The organism is Ruegeria sp. YKSF57 (assembly GCF_059612585.1).
Genome location: NZ_JBXWQW010000047.1, coordinates 1 through 19,065, shown reverse-complemented (window position 1 = coordinate 19,065; position 19,065 = coordinate 1). Strand labels below are relative to the sequence as shown.

Below are 19,065 nucleotides of genomic sequence, written 5' to 3'. Positions count from 1 at the left end.
TGCCAACGCGTGTATGAATCATGACTCAACATCGACCATGCGCTTGAAACAACGGGGACTAGAGCCAATGAAACCACTCTTCGCTTCCACCGCCATCGCACTGTCTCTCTTGGTCAGTCCGTCCATGGCAGACACATCCACCGGTTCAGATCCGAGTGATACTGGCCAGAACAGGAACCTGTTTGAAGATGCGGGTGAGAAGCAGGTAGGGGCGGATTTCAAGCCTGCTCCTGACAGGATCGAGACCAATTTCGGTACCCTCGAGTTCGAGTACGGCGCCTATCCCACCGAGGACTCTGCGCAAAAGATCTTTGACGAACTGGATCGGCAGCGGGCGACCCAGGCATATATGGATTTCTTCCCGACCGTTTCGACCTACGCCATCATCAAAGGCCAAATTCGCGATTTCGAATACACAAGTTCATCGGACGTCGCTGTGGCCGCGGATCGCTTTACCCCCAGTGAACCGTATCTGACCGGCAACAACAGTACGGTATATGCCATTGTGTCTCTTGACCTCAAGATCGATGGCCCGACGGTGCTGGAGGCGCCAGCGGGCATGAATGGCACCGCCGATGACATCACCTTCAAGTTCCTGGTGGATATCGGGGAAGTCGGGCCCGACAAGGGTGAGGGCGGCAAATTCCTGTTTCTGCCTCCGGGTTATGAAGGCGAGATTCCGGACGGGTATTTTGTCGTGCAGTCCCCGAGCCATCGGGTCTGGCTGATGTTGCGCGGTTTCGGCGAAGTCGGCGCGGGCGACGAGGCGGTGGCATGGTTCAGGGAAAGAATGAAAGTCTACCCGCTGGAAACTGGCCCGCGTGAAGGCAAATTCTTCAACGCGACCGGTTACGGCATCAACCCTCTTCCGCCAGAGGACGGTTCGTTCTTTGAGATGTTGAACGAGGTCATTCAATACGAACCTTCGGAGTTGTTCGACAAGGAGCAACTGGGGCGTCTGGCGACGCTTGGTATCGAGAAAGGCAAGCCGTTCAATCCCGATGAGCGGCTTATGAAAATCTTCGATCAGGCGGCCAAAGTGGGGACCGCCATGTCCCGGGCCATCGTTTTCGCACCACGTGATCCCGAGGTTAAGTATTGGCCGGACCGGAATTGGGAAAAGATGTTCGTGCGCAACACGGAATTCCTGCGGAACGGCTACAACGACATCGATGCCCGGACGCTGTGGCACTATCAGGCCATCGTGATGTCCCCCTTCCTGCTTTCCAACACTCCGGGCGCGGGAACCTACTACCTGGACGCCGCCAAGGACAGCAACGGGGTCCATCTGGATGGGGCCAATACCTACCGACTGAATGTGCCAGCCAATCCTCCGGTCAAACGTTTCTGGGCGGTCACGGCCTATGATCCACAGACTCGCGGTCTGCTGGATGCCGGGGACAACTTCAACAAGACCGTGGGCAGCAACGAAGGCCCCGAAGTCAATGACGACGGCTCGATTGATGTTTACTTCGGCCCCGAGGCGCCCGAAGGCAAGGAAGCCAACTGGGTGCCAACGAACCCAGACAAGGGGTTCTTCTTGGTCTTTCGTTTCTATGGTCCCCTTGAGAGCTTCATCGACAAGACCTGGGTGCTCAACGACCTTGAGTTGATGGAGTGACAAATGGCGCCAGCCCGGTTGGCGGACAACCCGAAGCCCTGAAATGCTCAGGAGCCAAATTGTCTGGATCGACAGCGGCTGGCGCCAGCCCGAGTTCCAAACGCTCAGATGAGCGAGAAAAGTGGGAGAAACCGCATGCACAGACTGACAATTCTGACATCTCTTGCTGTACTGGTCTCGGCGCCGGTTTATGGGCAGATCGTGCAGACAGAAGAATCGACCGAGGGCACCTTCGCTGAGCGACCGTTTTCGCCGTACGCGAACCGTACATTCCCGGAACGCCCCTTGTGGGGCGAGACTCATCTGCACACCGGCCTGTCGCTCGATGCGGGCGCCTTCGGCAATATCCTTGGTCCGGACGACGCTTGGCAGTTCGCGAAGGGTAAGCAGATCGTCTCGTCAACAGGCCAGCCGGTTCGGTTGAGCCGCCCGCTGGACTGGATGGTACTGACAGACCACACGGACCTGATGGGCTTTGCACCGGATCTCCAGGCTGGCGATCCCACAATCCTCGCCGATCCAAAGGGCCGCGAGTGGTATGAAGGCTACAGCCAAGGCGGCGAAGCAGCAGGAAAATCTGCTTTCGATCTGATTACCAATTTCGCCCAGATGACTTTGCCTGAAGCCATTGTCGACGCGTACAGCCCCGGATCGGATGCCTTCTCTTATGTCTGGGAAGACATCGTTCTCGCCGCGGAACGCCACAATGATCCGGGTACCTTCACGGCCTTCATCGGCTTCGAATGGACATCGGTGCCGAAGGGTTTCAATCTGCACCGCAACGTTATGCTGCGCGATGGAGCGATGCGGGCGCTACAGGTGGTGCCGCCCGTGACGCAGCCGCCGATGGGTGACACAGACCCCAACACGCTGTGGGACTGGTTGGAGGAATATCAGGAAAAGACCGGTGGTCGCGCCGTCGCGTTCGCCCACAACGGTAACTTGTCGAACGGGTGGATGTTCCCGACGGAGGACACCTATCACGGTGGCGAAGTCGACGAGACTTACGTTGAGCGTCGTGCAAAGTGGGAGCCGCATTACGAGGTCACGCAGATCAAGGGGGATGGCGAGGCGCACCCCTTTCTCAGCCCGGATGATGAATTCGCTGACTACGAGAACTGGGATACAGGTAACCTCGATCTCACCGAGTTGAAAACGCCTGAAATGTTGGCGGGTGAATATGCGCGAGAGGCACTGAAGCAGGGTTTGGCGATCGAGGCCAGGCTGGGCACCAACCCTTACAAGTTTGGGATGGGCGGTGCCACGGACAGTCATACGGCACTGGCGACAGCTGAAGAGGACAATTTCTTCGGAAAGTCTGTCAGCGTCGAACCATCTGCCACGCGGATCGAGCATCCCTTCATCGCAAGCGACCTCGGGCGCATCGAAGGGCATACTCTCGTCGCATCCGGTTACACGGCGGTGTGGGCTGAAGAGAATACCCGGTCAGCGATCTTCGACGCGTTCAAGCGGCGCGAAACATATGCGACGACCGGTCCCCGCATGTTCTGGCGCATGTTCGGCGGATGGGATTTCACCGATGAAGACCTGCGCACCCGGTCGATCGCCGAAGCCGGTTACACCCGGGGCGTGCCCATGGGGTCCGATCTCCGGCCGCGCGAAGGCGATGGCGGGCCAACCTTCCTGATTGCGGCGCTTCGCGATCCCATAGGTGCCAATCTCGACCGGATCCAGGTCGTTAAGGGTTGGCTGGATGCCGATGGCGCGACACAAGAACGCGTCTACGACGTTGCCTGGTCGGGGGATCGTGAGCTCGACGCTAATGGGAAGCTGCCCGCAGTCGGCAACACTGTCGACCTAGAGACGGCGAGCTGGAGCAACACCATTGGGGACTCCGAACTGGCCACGGTCTGGACCGATCCCGACTTTGATCCCGCAGAGCGCGCCTTCTACTACGTGCGCGTCTTGGAAATCCCCACCCCCCGATGGGTCGTGTACGACAAGGTCCGTTTTGGAATCGAATTGCCGGAAGACGCCCAGCTGATCCACCAGGAACGGGCATATTCCTCGCCCATCTGGTATACGCCCGAAGGCTGAGAGCATAGGAGCACCCTTATGAAAGCAGTTTTCCGAACCGCAGTACTCGTGGGTGCCCTCTTGGTGTCCAGTTCTGCGTTCGCACAGGAAAAACCGAACATCCTTCTGATCTTCATGGACAACTTCGGTTGGGGGGAACCCGGCTTTAACGGTGGGGGGATCACCCGGGGCGCAGCCACGCCCGAACTGGACCAACTCGCAGCAGAGGGTCTTCGGCTTACGAACTTCAACGTAGAGGTTCAGTGCACCCCGTCCCGTTCAGCGCTCATGACAGGCCGTTATGCCATCCGCAGCGGCAATGGCGTCGTTCCACTGGGCGAAGGCGTTTATGGCCTCGTGCAATGGGAAGTCACCATGGCCGAGATGCTGGCCAAAGCTGGCTACGCTACAGGCATGTATGGGAAATGGCATCTCGGCCGCACCGAGGGGCGTTTTCCCACCGATCAGGGCTTTGACGAATGGTACGGCGTCCCGAACTCCACTGATGAATCGGTGTATTCTTCACTCGCCGAGTTCAAGGGCAGTGGCGTCGAACAGACCTATGTCATGGACGGCGTAAAAGGCAGCATGCCGGAAAAGGCGAAACCCTATACGCTCGAATATCGCCCCCTCATCGACCGCGATCTCACGGACCGGGCCATAAACTTCATGACGCAAAACGTCGAAGCGGGCAAACCGTTCTTCGTCTACCTGCCGTATACCGCAACCCATTTCCCGACCATGCCGCACCCGAACTTTGTCGGGAAGTCCGGGAACGGCCCTTGGGCCGACCTTCTGATGCAAATCGACAGCTACGTCGGAGAACTAACCGCCACGCTTGACGACCTTGGCGTGGCCGACAACACGATCATCATCTTTACTGCCGACAACGGTCCCGAAGCATTGGGCAACGGCGAAACGAGCATGACTGTCGAGACGGCGGTACATGGCACCTCGGGTCCATGGCGTTCTACCCTCTTTACAGGATACGAAGGTGCCCTGCGTGTTCCATTCGCAGTGCGTTGGCCGGAGAAAATCGAAGCTGGTCGGGTAAGTGACGAGATTGTTCACGCCATGGACCTATTCCCGACCCTAGCGAGAATCGCCGGGGGTGACGTGCCTACGGATCGTGTGATTGACGGGCTCGACATGGCGGACTTCATGCTCGGTGAGAAAGAAGAGTCCGGCCGCGACGGCTTTATCGTCTACATGGGCAATGACGTATTCGGCGTGAAGTGGCGCGACTGGAAACTGCATTTCAAGGAACAGACGGGTTGGAACGGTATTTTGCGCGAATACACCATGCCACGGGTCTACAATCTGATGAACGACCCCGGAGAGAGCGATAACGTTCTGTTCCCCCACACATGGGTGCCCAAAGCCGCGCTGCCTCAGTTGGAAGAGCACGTGCAGTCGCTGAAGGAGTTTCCGCCAATTCCGACGGGCGCTCCCGACCCCTATGAGCCTCCGGCGCAATGAGCTGTTCATTCGTTCGCCTGGGTTCAACGCTTCCGGGTTCGAAGCTGTCGAGCCTCGCATATGTCAGCCTGCTCTTCACATTCGCAGGCAGCAGCGACTTGGATGCAGATGAAGGTGGCGTCAGCTTCTGGTTGCCTGGACAGTATGCAAGTTTTGCAGCGATCCCGCCTGAACCGGAGTTTTCCATGCCACTGGTCACATATGCATATTCCGGCGACGCATCGGCAGACCGACCTCTTGATTTGGGTGGGGAGGTCCGCCTCGGGGTTGACGCGCGCTATCTGGGCCAGTTCATCATACCGACCTACAGCCCCGAAGCGGATGTTCTGGGCGGTAGACTGGCGTTGTCGCTCGCAACGATCATTGCGCAGAGCGACGTATCAGCGGATGCCACTCTAGGGTCTCCTTCCCGTAGCGCGTCTAAGGAAGTTACCGGGTTCGGTGACCTCTATCCGACGGCCCAGCTATTCTGGAATAACGGTGCCAACAATTGGATGGCCTACGTCACCGGCGCAATCCCCGTCGGTGACTACAAGGCGGGACGGCTCACCAACCTCGGTCTCGGGCACGCTGCGATCGACGTTGGGGGTGCCTACACCTACTTCAATCCGGATACAGGATGGGAAGCCTCGGCAACTCTTGGCGTCACATATAACCTTGAGAACCCCGATACCGACTATACCAGCGGGACGTCCGCACACGTGGACTGGGCAGTATCAAGGTTCGTTTCCGAGACTTGGCAACTTGGTCTTGTGGGGTTTGCATATAGGCAGATAACCGACGACGAAGGTGCACCTGCCGCTCTCGGAGGGTTTCGATCCGAGACGTATGGGATTGGCCCGCAAGTAGCCTATAGCGGCCAACTTGGCGGTCGCCCGGTCTACGCCAGCTTTCGCGCCTACCATGAGTACGAGACCAAGAACAGGACCCAAGGAAACGCTGCTTTCCTTACGTTGTCCTTGCCCTTCTAGTGCGTCGACAAAGTGAGATCGAAACTCGGCGAAGCTGCAAACGCCGCGTTGACTTAATTAAGGGAATCCGTAGCCATGGTCATCGTCCTCGCCATATACTTCGGCCTTGTATGATTTTTGTTCCTCAAGCTGAAGCTGCTGCCTTGGAACGGGCTGTGGAAGGGCGCGGTCTACACCGGTTCGCTCGTGATCGCGCTAGTGGAAATCGGCGCTTTCAACCACATCACGCCCAGCGGTCGAGTCTCCGTCCAGAGTGCTGTGACGTCGAGGTGCCTGAACGGCAGGAATGCGAAAGCTGCAGCGCGGCCATAAAAACCGATATGTTAGTTTGGATAGGGCGGTGCTGTTGATGTGAGGCGTCGGCTTTCCGCGCACTGCGCCAGTTCGTTCGTAACGCAGCATTGGTCGAAATGGGCTCGTTGCCGCCCGACGCGGTGCAGCATCGGCGGCCCCAGCCTCATAGTCGATACCGGTCATTGACCAACAGTTCTAGAATCAATGGTCAACGCGGTGTTGGCGCATGGGCCGGGAGGGACGGATGGAGGCCCAGATATGCCCAAAATCCAACTTCCCGCCGTCAAATCGAAACGCAAGGCTTGGAACAAAGGTCGCCTGATCGGTCAGAAACGCCCGCTTCTTCCCAAACAGGTCTGGGCCGTTCGGGCGCGGCTAGAACTTGCAGGCAACTTCCGCGATTTGGCGCTCTTCAACCTCGCCATCGACAGCAAGCTTCGTGGATGTGACCTCGTCAGACTGCGGGTCTCCGATCTTGTCGTCGGTGATCGCGTTCGCGAGCGCGTCACGATCGTGCAAAGCAAGACCAATCGGCCCGTTCAATTCGAAGTGTCTGAGAACACGCGCGAAACGATTGCCGTCTGGCTCGATCGCCCCGAAATGCGTGGCTCCCGATACCTGTTCCCCAGCCGCTTCCACGCATCTCCGCACATCTCGACCCGGCAATATGCCAGGCTCGTACGGGCGTGGGTGTCATCCATCGGCCTTGAACCCAGCGGGTACGGCACGCATTCGCTTCGCAGGACTAAGGCTTCGGAGATCTACCGCAAGACCGGCAATCTCCGCGCTGTCCAACTGCTGCTTGGTCACACAAAGGTCGACAGCACAGTGCGATACCTCGGCGTGGAACTTGAAGACGCGCTGAGCATCGCCGAGCGAGTCGATATCTGAACGCAAGCGGCGAACGGCACACGCCGTTCGCCGCCCAAGACCGGCTGTTCGCCGATACGTCGATCAAGGGTTAGATTGAGCCCGAAGGAGACCCATCGGGATTTTGTTGCGCGCGCTTGCAGCGCGACGCCCCGCTGCACTGCCGAATTTCTCACGCTGCACGGCAGAAGGAATTGCCGACATTCAGGCAGCGCGCAGCGAGTGTTCGATGGTCAATGCCCAGGTCGCGGACCAAGCTGCCGCAGACGCGACCGGACAGACTGCTTTGCGGACTATCTCTGCAGTTCAATATTGTGCTTCTGAAAGTCTGTCGTGGAGTTTGTATGCGGATAGCTTTGATCCGGCACAGATACTCCGAGGAACTCACAGAGCGGCTCCCATCCTGAGCCCAGTTCATATACGAGAAGACGGTCCGCCGGGATCACTGACTTCACCTCGGCAACATGCGCCTCGAAGTCTTTTATTGCCCGTTCCTCGGTGTCGAAGCGGTCGGCGAGAAAGACATCCACGAACTCCTGGATTTGGCGCATATGTGGCGCCTCCGGCGGCATTTCGGTTTCGCGAAAAACTTTGATCGTTTTCGAGTAGGACGCATACCAGCCCTCCGGATCACGCACCGACAGGATTACCTTCGCGTTCGGGTAGTATTCAGCCGACTCGCGCCAAAGATGGGCGCCAGGCCAGTCGACCTGCGACCGATAGCCGTCGAACAACAGGTCGAGATCCAACGGCGACCCACCACAAAAATAATCATGCCATGGACCCGCTTTCTCCGGATTGTCCCGGATCTCATGCATGTGGTGGCAAGGTCCGAAGCCGAGAACCGCCAATGCTTCACGGAGGGAGTCCGTGCCAGTACGCCCGAAGCCGGCGCCAATAATTTCGAGGGCCATCAGATGAAATCCTTGCTGCGATGTGGAAGCTTTACCCGAACTACAGTGCGGCCCGAAGCAGTCTCTGGCAATACCCTACATGATGTAAGTCGCCCGGTGCCCACCGGTACTGGATATTCACGGCGTCAAGGAAAGGACCGCTCTGGGCTCCGCGCAGTCATCCGACTTTTTTGCTCAGATGCCTATTATTCGGGGTAAAGCTGGAGTTGGCGGTAGCGAAACGGCGATTTCAGGTCCGAATGTCAGCTTCATTCCTGGAGCAGCCATTCGCAAAAATTCGAGCAGCGTCTATTGTGCGGACCAAGCCGCCTGATGCTGATGCAGCAAAATTTGCTACTGCGCGCCCGCCTGATGTCTTGCATGCGGACAGACGGCGCCTTGTTATCTCGTTATTTTAGTGAATGTTTAAGCGAACTTCTGTAGCTCGAAGGGCTATGTCCTACATCACGTGCAAACGCACGGGTGAACAGCGATGGATTTGCATAGCCTACTTCCTCGGCGATTACAGATAGTGGCAGTGAGGTACCTAAAATGAGCTCCTTCGCCAAATCAGTCCGAATTTTCCGCGCGATTTTACGAAAAGAAGTGCCTTCTCTGTCTAGAGCTCGACGCAATCGGCGCACACTAAGGTTCATAGATCTTGACGCGGCATCCATGTCTACTTTTCCTTTTCGGATTTGAAGCCGGATGATTTCTGATACTGCATCGGGAACTTTTTTCGGTATCGCTGAAGATCGCGAACGGAAAACTTCGGCAAGCGAAACCGCTGCAGAGGAAGCCGCAACCGGATTTCGCGACAACAGTTCGTCTTGCTTAAACGCAATTCCAATCGAATTGCAGCCGAAGGCAATAGGGCAGGCAAAGGCATCTTCAAAATCAGAAATCTGGGTGGGTTTCGGCACGTCCAATTCCAATGCACAAGGTTTCCAATCGGACCCGATGAAGTGCCGAACTATGTTGCACAATACACCGACACCGCAATAGGCGAGATTTTCGTAATGTGCGTTTCGATCAACAAGAAACTTGTATCGTATCCAGATTAATGCCCCCTCAGCACTCACCGTCCAAGTTCTGTACGAGGCATGCAATCCAATTACTTGTTCAAGGCGTTCGAGACACTCACCAAGTGTCTGAGCCTCCAACAAGTACTGTCCCCACGTGCCGTAGGATGCAACAGACAGGTACGGTATCATTCGCAAGCCCAGCATGCCGTCTCCGGCTGCACGGGCCGCTTCAGAGATGAAGCCTGACAGCGCCGCTTCCGGAATATATGCGTCTTCAACATCCATCACGCCTGTGGGAAGGCCGGTGATGCTATGGGCCGATTTGAGCGCGCGCGATCCAATTTCTGCCTCGATGAACTGCGGCATACCGCTAAGGGTCAGGGCAGAAATCATCGGAACTTCAGATGCCATTCCACTCCTCGCTGGGCAGAAAAACTTGAGAAAAGCATACTTGGCTGTCCGAAAATGACAAGCGAACGAAGTTTTTTCATAGAGAACTAGGCATTACGATGTTTGGAAATCGGGCGTCCGAGACAGACACGTGTTAATGGCGTGCGCTGCAGCTAGACGGGGGAGTTCAATGAGGTTTCTGACACAATTCCACGGGGCATTCATTTGCCTAGCCATGGCTTTTACTACAGTGATCGTGCCGATAAAGAGTTTGGCTGAAGAGCTGTCCCTTGCAGATCGCATGCTGCACCACCGCGCAATTGAGGCGGTTGTCTGGGCAATGCCGATAATGAACTTTAAAAAATTCCGGGACGCCTTGGCAGATGCCGGGGTCGGCCCGAATGACATCGGCTACTTCTCAGAGGTGCAGGACTGGAAATTCCAGACTGCGACGCCAAACAACACAACGCCATACATCAATTTCTACTGGAACCTTGAAGAGGGTCCGATTGTCGTCGAGATCCCGCCGGCCGTGCCGGGGGTAGGTGTATTTGGCACGATCATGGATGCGTGGCAGCGCCCAATGGATGATGTAGGTGCATCTGGGCGCGATAAGGGCCGCGGCGGAAAATACCTGATCCTTCCCCAGGGGTATGAAGGGCCATTGCTTCCTAATGCCTACGTCTATACCCAGCGCACGAACAACGGCTTTGGCATTCTGCGCCCGATCATCGAGAGTGCCAGCCCTGAAAACCTTGCTAAAGCGACCGAATACACAAAACAGATCAAGATCTACCCGCTTGCAACTGCCGGTGAGGCCGCAGAAACGCAATATGTTGATCTGGCAGGCAAGTTGCTCGAGATGACGCCGATTCTGGATGGGACTATCTATGCAGAGATCCACGAACTGTTGCAGGAGGAACCGGTAGAAGAACGTAACATGACGATGATGGGCATGCTAACCCATCTTGGCATCGAAAAAGGGCAGCCATTTACACCGACTGCAGAGATGCAGGCCGTGTTCGATAAGGCCGGACCCGAGGCGCTTGAATATCTAATATTCTCTTACCACCGCACATTTAATCGGCCTTTCTATAATGATAAAAATTGGTCGACGATCGTGCCCGAGGGGGCTGTTGAGACCGAGTTTTCATGGGAGTACCCGACTCACGCGGACTATATTCGCAATGGAACGACCTACTACGGGGTAATTTCCAGCGCCAAAAACTATGGCTCTGCGACCTTCTACCTCGATCTCGCTGAGGACCCGAGCGGTGATTGGCTGTTTGGGGACCGCCAATACAAGCTCACCGTTCCATCCAATGTTCCTGTTCGGGATTTTTGGTCCATCACGACATATGATCTCGAAACGGCAGCATTCGTTCGGGACATACCGCGCAACACAATCGACAGCACAATGGACAGCGTCGCCTACAACAATGACGGCAGCATCGACATCTATCTCGGTCCGACACCATCCGAAGGAAATGAAGCGAACTGGCTGCAAACCAACCCTGACCGGCGGTACTTCCTGCTAAGCCGATTCTATGGACCAGAGCCTGCGCTCTTCAACAAGAGCTTCCAGATGAACGACATCGAACGCCTCGAATAACCTTCGCAACGGCGCCCCAAAAAGACGAAGAAACAAAGGACACCGAGGAGGTCAATATCAAACCCGACTCTTTTCTTTCAATTTTACTCGCGGGAGTCATAGCCATGGCGGCCCCTTCCGCGACCTTCGCGCAGTATGTAGATCCAGAACCCCTGACCGGTTCTGGAACGCTGGAGACACGCCGCGGCGTGCTAACCTTCGAGTTGGGCCAACCGACCACGGACACCGTCGAAACAATCTATGAGATTCTCGATTTCCAGCGGGCCGTCCAAGCCTACCTCTGGGCTTTGCCAATCGTCGCATTCGAGGAAGCGCGAGTGAACCAGATGCGGAACACAGGGGCCTTGGAGGGTGATCTGGTAACTTATGAAGGATACCGCAGCGTTGGCGTCTGGCTCACAGCGAATGTATCGACACCCTACCTTATCGGCTTTGCCGATCTGACGACGACAGGACCGATAGTCATCGAGCTTCCGGAAGGCGCCGGCGCAGGCATGATCAACGATGCATGGCAACGTCCGGTGGCCGATCTTGGCCAAAGCGGTCCGGATAAAGCTATGGGTGCGCGCTATCTCGTGACTGGTCCGGAACAAATGGTTTCCGAGCCTCAGGCCGATTTCACGCTGCGCTCCAAGACAAACAACATCATCTTCATGTACCGGATCCTAGAGACGGACCCGGAACTTGCTACTAAGATCAAATCGGGTGTCAGGGTCTACCCATATGCAAGTAGATTCCACCCGCCGGAAACGAACTTTCTGGCTCCAAAGGAGGACGTGGACCTCGCCCTTCACATCCAGCCGCGTAGCCTCGATTATTGGAAGCGTCTGCACGCGATCCTGCAGCGCGAACCCGTCGCCGAGCGAGATCGATTTTTTATGGCGATGCTGCGCCCGCTCGGCATCGAATTGGGACTACCCTTCGAGCCGAATGAGCGTCAGGCCAAAATCCTGCGGGACGCTGCTCTTTTTGGTGAAGCCGCAGCACGTGCAACAGCCTTCTCCAAACGTTTCAACGGAGCGCTTTATCGTGAAGACGCCAAGTGGGACGTTGTCATCCAAGTTACGCCCAGCCAAGACATCGATGGGTGGAGCCAGTTGGATGAGCGGGCAGCCTATACCTACGAAGCAATGTTGACCTCAGACGGAATGGTCACACAGGTTTCGGGCATCGGCCAGGCCTATCTTGGCGCGTATCGCGATAGTGAGGGACGAACGCTTGATGGGGGCAAGACTTACCGCCTGATCGTGCCGCCCGAGGTTCCAGCGGAGCAATTTTGGTCCATCACGGCCTATGACGCGGACACCCGGACCCTCGTAAGAAATGACCAGCAGCGGGCGGATCGTTCGTCCCGCAACCAAGACCTCGTCGTTAGTGAAGACGGATCTACCGAAATCTGGTTCGGCCCCGAAGCGCCCGAGGGCAAGGAAGGAAACTGGATCCCGACGGCGCCCAATCGCGCCTGGTTTGCCTATCTCAGGCTCTATGCTCCCACAGATGCTTACTTTGAGCGCAAGTGGCCGATTGCCGACATTGAATTAATCGACTGAAGTAACCGAAGCGTTCAGGATGCTGCATGAGCGAAGGTCGCGATTTCAATCTGTCGGCTCTGGGCTCGGTGCAGACCTTCTCTGAATTTTGGCGAGTGTCTGCTGTGTCGCGTTTAGCAGCCGTTCGAAGCCGTCGATTTGAAATTTCCAGCCCGAACGGCGGCTTTCACCAGCAGCGGCCATTCGTGAAAAATCGTCGAAGGTCCGAGTCGCGGGACGAAGCGGACCTTGGTCCCAAATCAAAAAATTGGCCCGCCCCTAGAAAGAGACGGGCCAGAAGCGTCATAAATACTAGGCCCACTCACAAGGCCACCCTGACTATGTAAAACATATATGACGGATTTATGACGATTGACTTCTGGTCTGCGAACAACTTTGCCCGATTTTTGGCGACATCACGCTAACCAAAAAGTACTGTCAACTTCTTTGGCGAGAAATAGCCCTGCCTGTCCTCCTCGACAGGCAGCGCGCTCTTCATAAAATTCTCAAGATGCCGCTACTTGGAAGAGACTTTGATCTTCCGGCTTGGTTCCTTTGGTTCCGTTTTTGGCATGTTGACGTGCAAGACACCCTTATCAAACTCAGCCGTGATGTTCTCAACATCAACGTCTTCGGGAAGCATCATCGTGCGTGAAAAGCTGCCATAGCTTCGCTCGCTCACATGCACGTCGCCTGTGTCATCGCGGGTAATGTTCTTCTGGCCCCGCAGCACTAAACGACGGTCTTTGATCTCTAACTCGACATCATCTTCGCCAAGGCCAGGCAACTCAGCAGTCAGTTCGATGGCATTTTCAGTTTCTTGGATGTCTATTGCTGGCGAAATTGCACCAGTCATATCAAGTGACGGGAAACCCGTCCTCTGAGCCGCAGTTTCGAATGGCATGAATTGAGACGCCCCGCCAAAGAAACGTGACATCATGTTTTCCATTTCACGTTGAAAATTGTCCGCGAATGGATTTGCTCCAGGGAACAGTTGCAGGGACTTTTTGTCTTTGGCCATAAAAGCTCCTCCTCTAATTCGGTCACGACGAAGGTATTTTGATGAACAGAACGCTTGGCGGCATTGATCTCGCTCAAAGAGCGATTGGACATTAACCGACAGGTTTTCTTTGGGCCTTCGGCTCAATTGAGGTGTCTGAGGCTTCTAAGCGCGCGCTTGACTGCGACGGTGGTAGACTTGGCGCAGGGGATGAAAGGAAAGCCGATGAAGATACTCTATGATGACGAAATGCACATGACAGAGCACGGCAACGCAGTGAAGCGCAACACTCTTGATGCCCTGACGTTGGCGCGTGAATGCCTTGACGCAAACATAACTGACACTGGTGAGGATTGGACGGTTGCCGATCAAATAGCGCTAGCCAATCTCATTCATACGATCGGCAACGACTTGTCAGAGTAATCACTAGAATACTTACTCTCGCTCACTTTGCTCAGAGCAATGGCGGCTTCGACAGTCCGATTTGCGGACCTAGCTGACATTTCGGATCACCATGTGTACCCTGCCGACATCTGTTAGGGAGGCTTCAAAATGACCAATCCCAAAAACGTCGCGCACCACTACCATTCTGGGCACTTGCTGAAGAAGATTTCTGATGGTTGTGCGGCACTGGACTTAACTCCGCCAATTTCTCACGACGCTTTGGCTCCCGTAGACGAGTTTCACATTGGCGGGCGCCTAGCGACCGAACCTTTTGTGAAGGCGCTAAACCTATCATCCGCGAGCCGAGTTGTAGACTTTGGATGCGGTCTTGGCGGCCCGGCTCGCTACGTCGCAGCTGCCACCGGAGCCCACGTAACAGGTATCGATCTGACTGCTGAGTTCGTGGAAACTGGGCGCGCCCTGACAGAGTGGACGGGTTTGTCAGATCGGGTTCAGCTCTTCGAAGGCAGCGTGCTCGATTTACCGCTGGATGCCGGGTCTATGGATGCCGCTTACATGATCCACGTTGGTATGAACATCGCGGACAAAGTCGGTATAGCGCGAGAGGCGAAGCGAGTACTCAAACCAGGTGGCGTCTTTGCCATTTATGATGTCATGCAAGTCGGAGAGGGTCACATGGACTATCCGGCGCCATGGGCTTCTTCCTCGGATCAGAGCGCGCTCGCACCACCTGAGACATATGAGGCAGCTTTGAAATCTGTTGGTTTCGAGGTGACCGACCGGATCGACCGCACAGCATTTGCCAAACAGTTCTTTGCAGACCTCGCCGCAGCACAAAGCCGTGCGGACGGCCCTCCACCTCTGGGTCTGCATCTTATCATGGGCGATGACACGGCGCTGAAGGTGCAACACATGGTTCGAAATATCGAAGGCGGGCTAATAGCCCCGATTGAAATCCACGCGCGTCTGCCAGCTTAGTTTTCTGCTTGTCAAAACAAAAACTGCGCTCAGCCAAAGACGTTCGCCTACAAGGCTAGAATTTATCAGTTTTGTGGACGAGGTCGTCATCAATCAGGAGCAAAACGGGACATCAGAACATGAACTCAAATCCAAAACAGTCCTAGCTGGCCAGCTTCACCGAAACTGATTGAAGAGCTTCCTGCAGTCGGGCTTTAAGTAGGTTAGCGAAGTCGCGATCCTTGTAATACTCCGTCTCGATAAAAAGTTCCGGATCGAACTGGGGGTCAAGCATAAGTAGATCCTGTGATGCGCCATCCAATTTTCCAGAATCATCCAATTGCGTAGCAGCAGCGGCGCGGTAAGCCGCTGCTCTTCTAGTCAACCGGGAAAACTCGCTTACGATCCGATAGCACGTTTCAAAATCGTCGAGGACATAGTGTGAAACCACTTCTAGTTCACGGCAATACTCTGGAAGAAACGGATCCAACATTTTGGCGCGCTTTTGATACTCCAAAGCCGTCGCGCCGTCGCCGAGGAAATTGTAGAGCTCGCCTGTTCGCGCAACGAGGTATGCGTGGCTTGGATTCAGTTCGAGTGCGCGATCAAAATGAAACTTCGCGCTTACGAAGTCAGATTGATAAAAGGCCATAGAGCCAACTATTCGATGGCATTCTGCGTCCGTATCGTCCAATTCGAGACCACGTTTTCCCAAATCCAACACTTCGTCGAATACGTCCTCACCTGTCCATTCCGCAACGGTCGCAAGCGCGCAACTTTTCCACGCATAGGCTCGCCCAAATTTAGGATCTCTCTCTATCGCCCGGTCAAACCAAAGCATGGCCTTTTCGGCATTTTCCAATGTAACGCCACCTACGCGATGATAGGATAGACCACGTATAAGGCATTCATACGCTTCCAAATCGCTTGGTCGCTTTCTTCGGGCACTTGCTTCAAGCCGCCGCTCAATTTGTCCAGCGACACAGGAAGCAATTTTTGCAATCAAATCGTCCTGCACGTCGAAAAGGTCTTCCAAATCAAAATCGGCGCGCTCCGCCCATACCTTTTCGTTCGATCCTGTATCGGTAAGGTGCGCATTGATCCTGACGCGATTTCCGAGTTTGCGAACCCCGCCTTCAAGACAGAACTGAGCCGCCAAGCTCTCACCGAGTTCAGTTGCGCTTGCATCGGATCCTCTGAGCCCAAAGCTCGCATTTCTTGAGATCGTCGTAATGTCCCTAAAACGAGAAAGCTCGGTGATTATGTCTTCGGTGAACCCCTCAGCAAAATACTCCTGATCCTGATCATTGCTGAGGTTTCTGAATGGAACGACAACGATCGAGTTTTTTAGGCGCTCTGCACTGGCAGGAGTCGGTAAAGTGTCGTTTTCAATTATGGCAGTTCCGCAACTTTGATTCCCAAGCTCACCCACAACGGAATATACCATCACCGGTCGCTCAATATTCTTTAGGTGCCGCTCTCCAAGGTTCTCAAACTTGAGTTGTGCGGAACGCTTTGCATACTCAAAGACACTGCCGCTTATCAGAATATTGCCAGGTTCGGCTTCCGCTTCAATCCTGCTCGCGATGTTGACGCCATCTCCAAGTAAATCATCTCCGTCAACCATGACGTCAGCAACGTGTAAACCTATTCTGAGTTCCAGTCCGATTTCGATTTTGGAAATGGGCTTCGCCAGTTGCAACTGCACCTCGAACGCACATCTAACAGCAGCAACGGGGCTGGAGAACTCAAGGAAAAAACCATCACCGGCCCGGTTGAATATGCGCCCTTTATGGCGCTCCGCCGAAGTCTCAAGCACCCTCATCAGCCTGCCTACCCGGAGGATCGTGTCGGCCTCATTCCGCTGCATGTGCGACGAGTAACCCACAACGTCGGCGGCCATAATTGTCGAAAGGCGTCGTTCCATTGTTTCCAACCTCCTAACGTGCTCAACAACACGTCTAACCAACACTCTTCATCAAAATCGGGAAAAAAACAATTATCAGCGCTCATTCTGGGGCATTGAGCCAAAAAACAGACATGATGCGTGGGACAAGCCCACTGCTGCCTGATTTGGTTTACCGAGCACGCGCTACGATCAAGGATGCCGGAATTTGAGCCCGCCATTTGTCACCGTGGATGAAGCGTTCACTGACTTTTTCGGCCACCGCAGCTTTGATTGCTGCATTGTTCACCTCTGGCTGCTGAGACAGCAAGTATCCACCGCGAGGCGCTCCGTTCTGGAAAATCTCCGCCAAGCTTTCTGGAGCATCCAACATCCAGAAACAATCGACTTGGTGCTGGTTCTCCACGTCGAAACCCGCGTTTGACAAGATCGACTTTGCCATTTCCTCGTTTGCAAACTGGTGAAAATTCGGACTGTCGGGCATTTTCACGGAAACATGTCCGTGTTCCTGCACGCTGCTATAAAAAACTTGGAAGACAGGGGAGATATCTGGGCCACACCAAGACGTCATAATGAACTGACCCTTTGGTTTCAGAACCCTGCGAATTTCCGAGAGCGCTTTTGGTTGATCGGGCACGTGCATTAAACCGAAACTGCAGACGACACAGTCAAAGCGCCCGTCCTCGAAAGGTAGATCTTGTGCATCGGCTTCAACAAAGTCTCCTGCAGGAAACCTCTTGCGTGCATGTGAGAGCATCTGTTCGGAAAAATCTGCCCCCGTTACCGAATACCCAGATTGGGCAAGAGCCTCTGTAACATTACCTTGCCCGCAGCAGAGGTCGAGAACCCTATCGGTACTTTTGATACTGGACACAATGGAAGGAATTGCCATGTCACTCGCTTCAGAGAACATGTTTACGTAGCCGGATGAAATCGTATCGTCAGACCAGCCTTTCGTTTCTAGTTCCGCAAAGCCCTCGTACGTCGTCATTTTGACCGCTCCGATATCATTTGAACTCTGAGATTTTAGCACAACAGGTCGAGTTCAGCCAAAGGACACCCTGAACATGGGGGCTAGATCGGAATCAATTTTGCCGCCTGCCGCATTTCGTCAGCCTCTGAGGGTCTAAACGGTTTATGGTCCGGTCTGGCGGCAGTATCCGCCATTTCCGTTTCAAACCCGGCACCTGAACTCGAGCAAGTTTGTCTGCTGTCAACTAGCCCGGCACTGTTTCAGAAACCGCTCAATCTCGGCATTCATCAAAGGCCAGCATGGGTCATTCGCAGAAGGTATGTGGCTAGAGCTTTCGTATGTCACAAACCGAGCCTCAGGTAGGAGAGATGCCATCAGCCGTCCTTGCTCAACTGGGTGCATTCGGTCGCCATCGCAGTGCAGGACAAGGCAAGGAGCTTGAATATCCGGGAGAATATCGGTCACGTCTATTTCATCGATAACCTTACGGTAGCTGCTAACCACTTCAGGTGTTACCATGTCGCGCATTGCCTCTGCGAATTGACGACGATCTTCGACACTGGCCTGTGGCACAATCATGTCAGCCATCATGTCGCGAAGTGAAGGATAGTCGTCATCCCATCCAACCTTCATCATCGTCTGCATGGCACTTGCTTTCTCCTGATCCCTTTTTACAGGACGTTTGGATCGGCCAAGCGGGAACCCTCCGACCATCACAATACCCGAGATCCTCTCCGGAAAACGCGCTGCAAAAGCAGCTGCCACCGCACATCCTTGGGACATACCAAGAATGGGGGCTCTCTCGACCTCGGCAGCATCAAAGACAGCCCGCAAATCCTCAATCATTGTATCGAAAGAAATGTCGGGTATCTCTCGATCAGAAAGGCCATTCCCGCGTGCATCAAAACGAATGAACTTGTGTGTGTTCGAAATTGAGGTGATGAAATGTGCTAGGTGTGGAAGACGAAAATCCATATCTAACCGACTAATCCTGTCTGACGTCAGCACCAATGGGACAGTTTAGGTCGATTTGATAAGAGAGGGTTTCTGGCTCATCGTAACCGCCAAGGAGTGGAGATGAGAAAGAAACCCGGAACCAAGCA

The 19,065-nt window shown here is 54.8% G+C and carries 15 protein-coding genes; 9 read left to right on the top strand and 6 right to left on the bottom strand.

Annotated features, from left to right (window positions below):
* Positions 1-67 precede the first annotated feature (67 nt).
* From AC2FLX_RS17665 to AC2FLX_RS17645, 5 genes are all read left to right on the top strand, one after another.
* Positions 68-1,621, top strand: a complete 1,554-nt coding sequence (locus tag AC2FLX_RS17665) for a DUF1254 domain-containing protein (RefSeq protein ID WP_496811010.1) — start codon at positions 68-70, stop codon at positions 1,619-1,621.
* A 135-nt stretch (positions 1,622-1,756) separates the two neighbouring features.
* Positions 1,757-3,679: a DUF3604 domain-containing protein gene (locus AC2FLX_RS17660; protein ID WP_496811009.1), complete on the top strand. Its 1,923-nt coding sequence runs from the start codon at positions 1,757-1,759 to the stop codon at positions 3,677-3,679.
* Positions 3,680-3,697: 18 nt separating this feature from the next.
* Entirely contained in the window at positions 3,698-5,137 is a 1,440-nt protein-coding gene (locus AC2FLX_RS17655) for an arylsulfatase (RefSeq protein ID WP_496811008.1), read from the top strand.
* A 185-nt stretch (positions 5,138-5,322) separates the two neighbouring features.
* A complete protein-coding gene (locus AC2FLX_RS17650; protein WP_496811007.1) occupies positions 5,323-6,108 on the top strand; it encodes a SphA family protein in 786 nt (261 codons plus the stop codon).
* Positions 6,109-6,660: 552 nt separating this feature from the next.
* Positions 6,661-7,293 (top strand): tyrosine-type recombinase/integrase, encoded by a 633-nt coding sequence (locus AC2FLX_RS17645; RefSeq protein ID WP_496811006.1) that lies wholly within the window; start codon positions 6,661-6,663, stop codon positions 7,291-7,293.
* Between the two features lie 272 nt (positions 7,294-7,565).
* Here the strand turns inward: AC2FLX_RS17645 and AC2FLX_RS17640 are convergent, their stop codons facing one another.
* Together AC2FLX_RS17640 and AC2FLX_RS17635 are read right to left on the bottom strand one after the other, a co-directional pair.
* Complete coding sequence (locus AC2FLX_RS17640; RefSeq protein WP_480748572.1) at positions 7,566-8,186, bottom strand: sulfotransferase family protein; 621 nt, start codon at positions 8,184-8,186, stop codon at positions 7,566-7,568.
* Positions 8,187-8,575: 389 nt separating this feature from the next.
* A complete protein-coding gene (locus AC2FLX_RS17635) occupies positions 8,576-9,601 on the bottom strand; it encodes an AraC family transcriptional regulator (protein WP_480748562.1) in 1,026 nt (341 codons plus the stop codon).
* A 169-nt stretch (positions 9,602-9,770) separates the two neighbouring features.
* On the opposite strand from AC2FLX_RS17635, the gene AC2FLX_RS17630 reads away from it, so the two are divergent.
* Positions 9,771-11,192: a DUF1214 domain-containing protein gene (locus AC2FLX_RS17630; protein WP_496811005.1), complete on the top strand. Its 1,422-nt coding sequence runs from the start codon at positions 9,771-9,773 to the stop codon at positions 11,190-11,192.
* Positions 11,193-11,296: 104 nt separating this feature from the next.
* Complete coding sequence (locus AC2FLX_RS17625) at positions 11,297-12,742, top strand: DUF1254 domain-containing protein (protein WP_496811004.1); 1,446 nt, start codon at positions 11,297-11,299, stop codon at positions 12,740-12,742.
* A gap of 496 nt (positions 12,743-13,238) precedes the next feature.
* On the opposite strand, the gene AC2FLX_RS17620 is transcribed toward AC2FLX_RS17625, so the two are convergent.
* Positions 13,239-13,742, bottom strand: coding sequence for an Hsp20/alpha crystallin family protein (locus AC2FLX_RS17620; RefSeq protein ID WP_480748570.1), 504 nt, complete (start codon positions 13,740-13,742; stop codon positions 13,239-13,241).
* A gap of 204 nt (positions 13,743-13,946) precedes the next feature.
* Here AC2FLX_RS17620 and AC2FLX_RS17615 point away from each other — a divergent pair, with 204 nt between their 5' ends.
* Positions 13,947-14,144 (top strand): hypothetical protein, encoded by a 198-nt coding sequence (locus AC2FLX_RS17615; RefSeq protein ID WP_480748569.1) that lies wholly within the window; start codon positions 13,947-13,949, stop codon positions 14,142-14,144.
* Positions 14,145-14,273: 129 nt separating this feature from the next.
* Positions 14,274-15,104 (top strand): class I SAM-dependent methyltransferase, encoded by an 831-nt coding sequence (locus AC2FLX_RS17610; protein ID WP_480748568.1) that lies wholly within the window; start codon positions 14,274-14,276, stop codon positions 15,102-15,104.
* A gap of 142 nt (positions 15,105-15,246) precedes the next feature.
* Here the strand turns inward: AC2FLX_RS17610 and AC2FLX_RS17605 are convergent, their stop codons facing one another.
* The 3 genes from AC2FLX_RS17605 to AC2FLX_RS17595 all read right to left on the bottom strand — a co-directional run bounded on the left by AC2FLX_RS17605 (position 15,247) and on the right by AC2FLX_RS17595 (position 18,937).
* On the bottom strand, positions 15,247-17,010 hold the full coding sequence (locus tag AC2FLX_RS17605) for an adenylate/guanylate cyclase domain-containing protein (protein ID WP_496811003.1): 1,764 nt from the start codon (positions 17,008-17,010) through the stop codon (positions 15,247-15,249).
* A gap of 151 nt (positions 17,011-17,161) precedes the next feature.
* Positions 17,162-17,980, bottom strand: coding sequence for a class I SAM-dependent methyltransferase (locus AC2FLX_RS17600; RefSeq protein ID WP_480748566.1), 819 nt, complete (start codon positions 17,978-17,980; stop codon positions 17,162-17,164).
* A 222-nt stretch (positions 17,981-18,202) separates the two neighbouring features.
* Positions 18,203-18,937 carry an alpha/beta fold hydrolase gene (locus AC2FLX_RS17595; protein ID WP_496811002.1) on the bottom strand — a complete coding sequence of 245 codons (735 nt, stop codon included), beginning with the start codon at positions 18,935-18,937 and terminating at the stop codon, positions 18,203-18,205.
* Between the last annotated feature and the right edge of the window lie 128 nt (positions 18,938-19,065).

Coding starts and splice junctions, on each gene's coding strand:
- AC2FLX_RS17625 (WP_496811004.1), top strand. CDS start 11,297: ATGGCGGCCCCTTCCGCGACCTTCGCGCAGTATGTAGATCCAGAACCC.
- AC2FLX_RS17620 (WP_480748570.1), bottom strand. CDS start 13,742: ATGGCCAAAGACAAAAAGTCCCTGCAACTGTTCCCTGGAGCAAATCCA.
- AC2FLX_RS17610 (WP_480748568.1), top strand. CDS start 14,274: ATGACCAATCCCAAAAACGTCGCGCACCACTACCATTCTGGGCACTTG.
- AC2FLX_RS17660 (WP_496811009.1), top strand. CDS start 1,757: ATGCACAGACTGACAATTCTGACATCTCTTGCTGTACTGGTCTCGGCG.
- AC2FLX_RS17640 (WP_480748572.1), bottom strand. CDS start 8,186: ATGGCCCTCGAAATTATTGGCGCCGGCTTCGGGCGTACTGGCACGGAC.
- AC2FLX_RS17635 (WP_480748562.1), bottom strand. CDS start 9,601: ATGGCATCTGAAGTTCCGATGATTTCTGCCCTGACCCTTAGCGGTATG.
- AC2FLX_RS17645 (WP_496811006.1), top strand. CDS start 6,661: ATGCCCAAAATCCAACTTCCCGCCGTCAAATCGAAACGCAAGGCTTGG.
- AC2FLX_RS17605 (WP_496811003.1), bottom strand. CDS start 17,010: ATGGAACGACGCCTTTCGACAATTATGGCCGCCGACGTTGTGGGTTAC.
- AC2FLX_RS17650 (WP_496811007.1), top strand. CDS start 5,323: ATGCCACTGGTCACATATGCATATTCCGGCGACGCATCGGCAGACCGA.
- AC2FLX_RS17655 (WP_496811008.1), top strand. CDS start 3,698: ATGAAAGCAGTTTTCCGAACCGCAGTACTCGTGGGTGCCCTCTTGGTG.
- AC2FLX_RS17630 (WP_496811005.1), top strand. CDS start 9,771: ATGAGGTTTCTGACACAATTCCACGGGGCATTCATTTGCCTAGCCATG.
- AC2FLX_RS17600 (WP_480748566.1), bottom strand. CDS start 17,980: ATGACGACGTACGAGGGCTTTGCGGAACTAGAAACGAAAGGCTGGTCT.
- AC2FLX_RS17595 (WP_496811002.1), bottom strand. CDS start 18,937: ATGGATTTTCGTCTTCCACACCTAGCACATTTCATCACCTCAATTTCG.
- AC2FLX_RS17665 (WP_496811010.1), top strand. CDS start 68: ATGAAACCACTCTTCGCTTCCACCGCCATCGCACTGTCTCTCTTGGTC.
- AC2FLX_RS17615 (WP_480748569.1), top strand. CDS start 13,947: ATGAAGATACTCTATGATGACGAAATGCACATGACAGAGCACGGCAAC.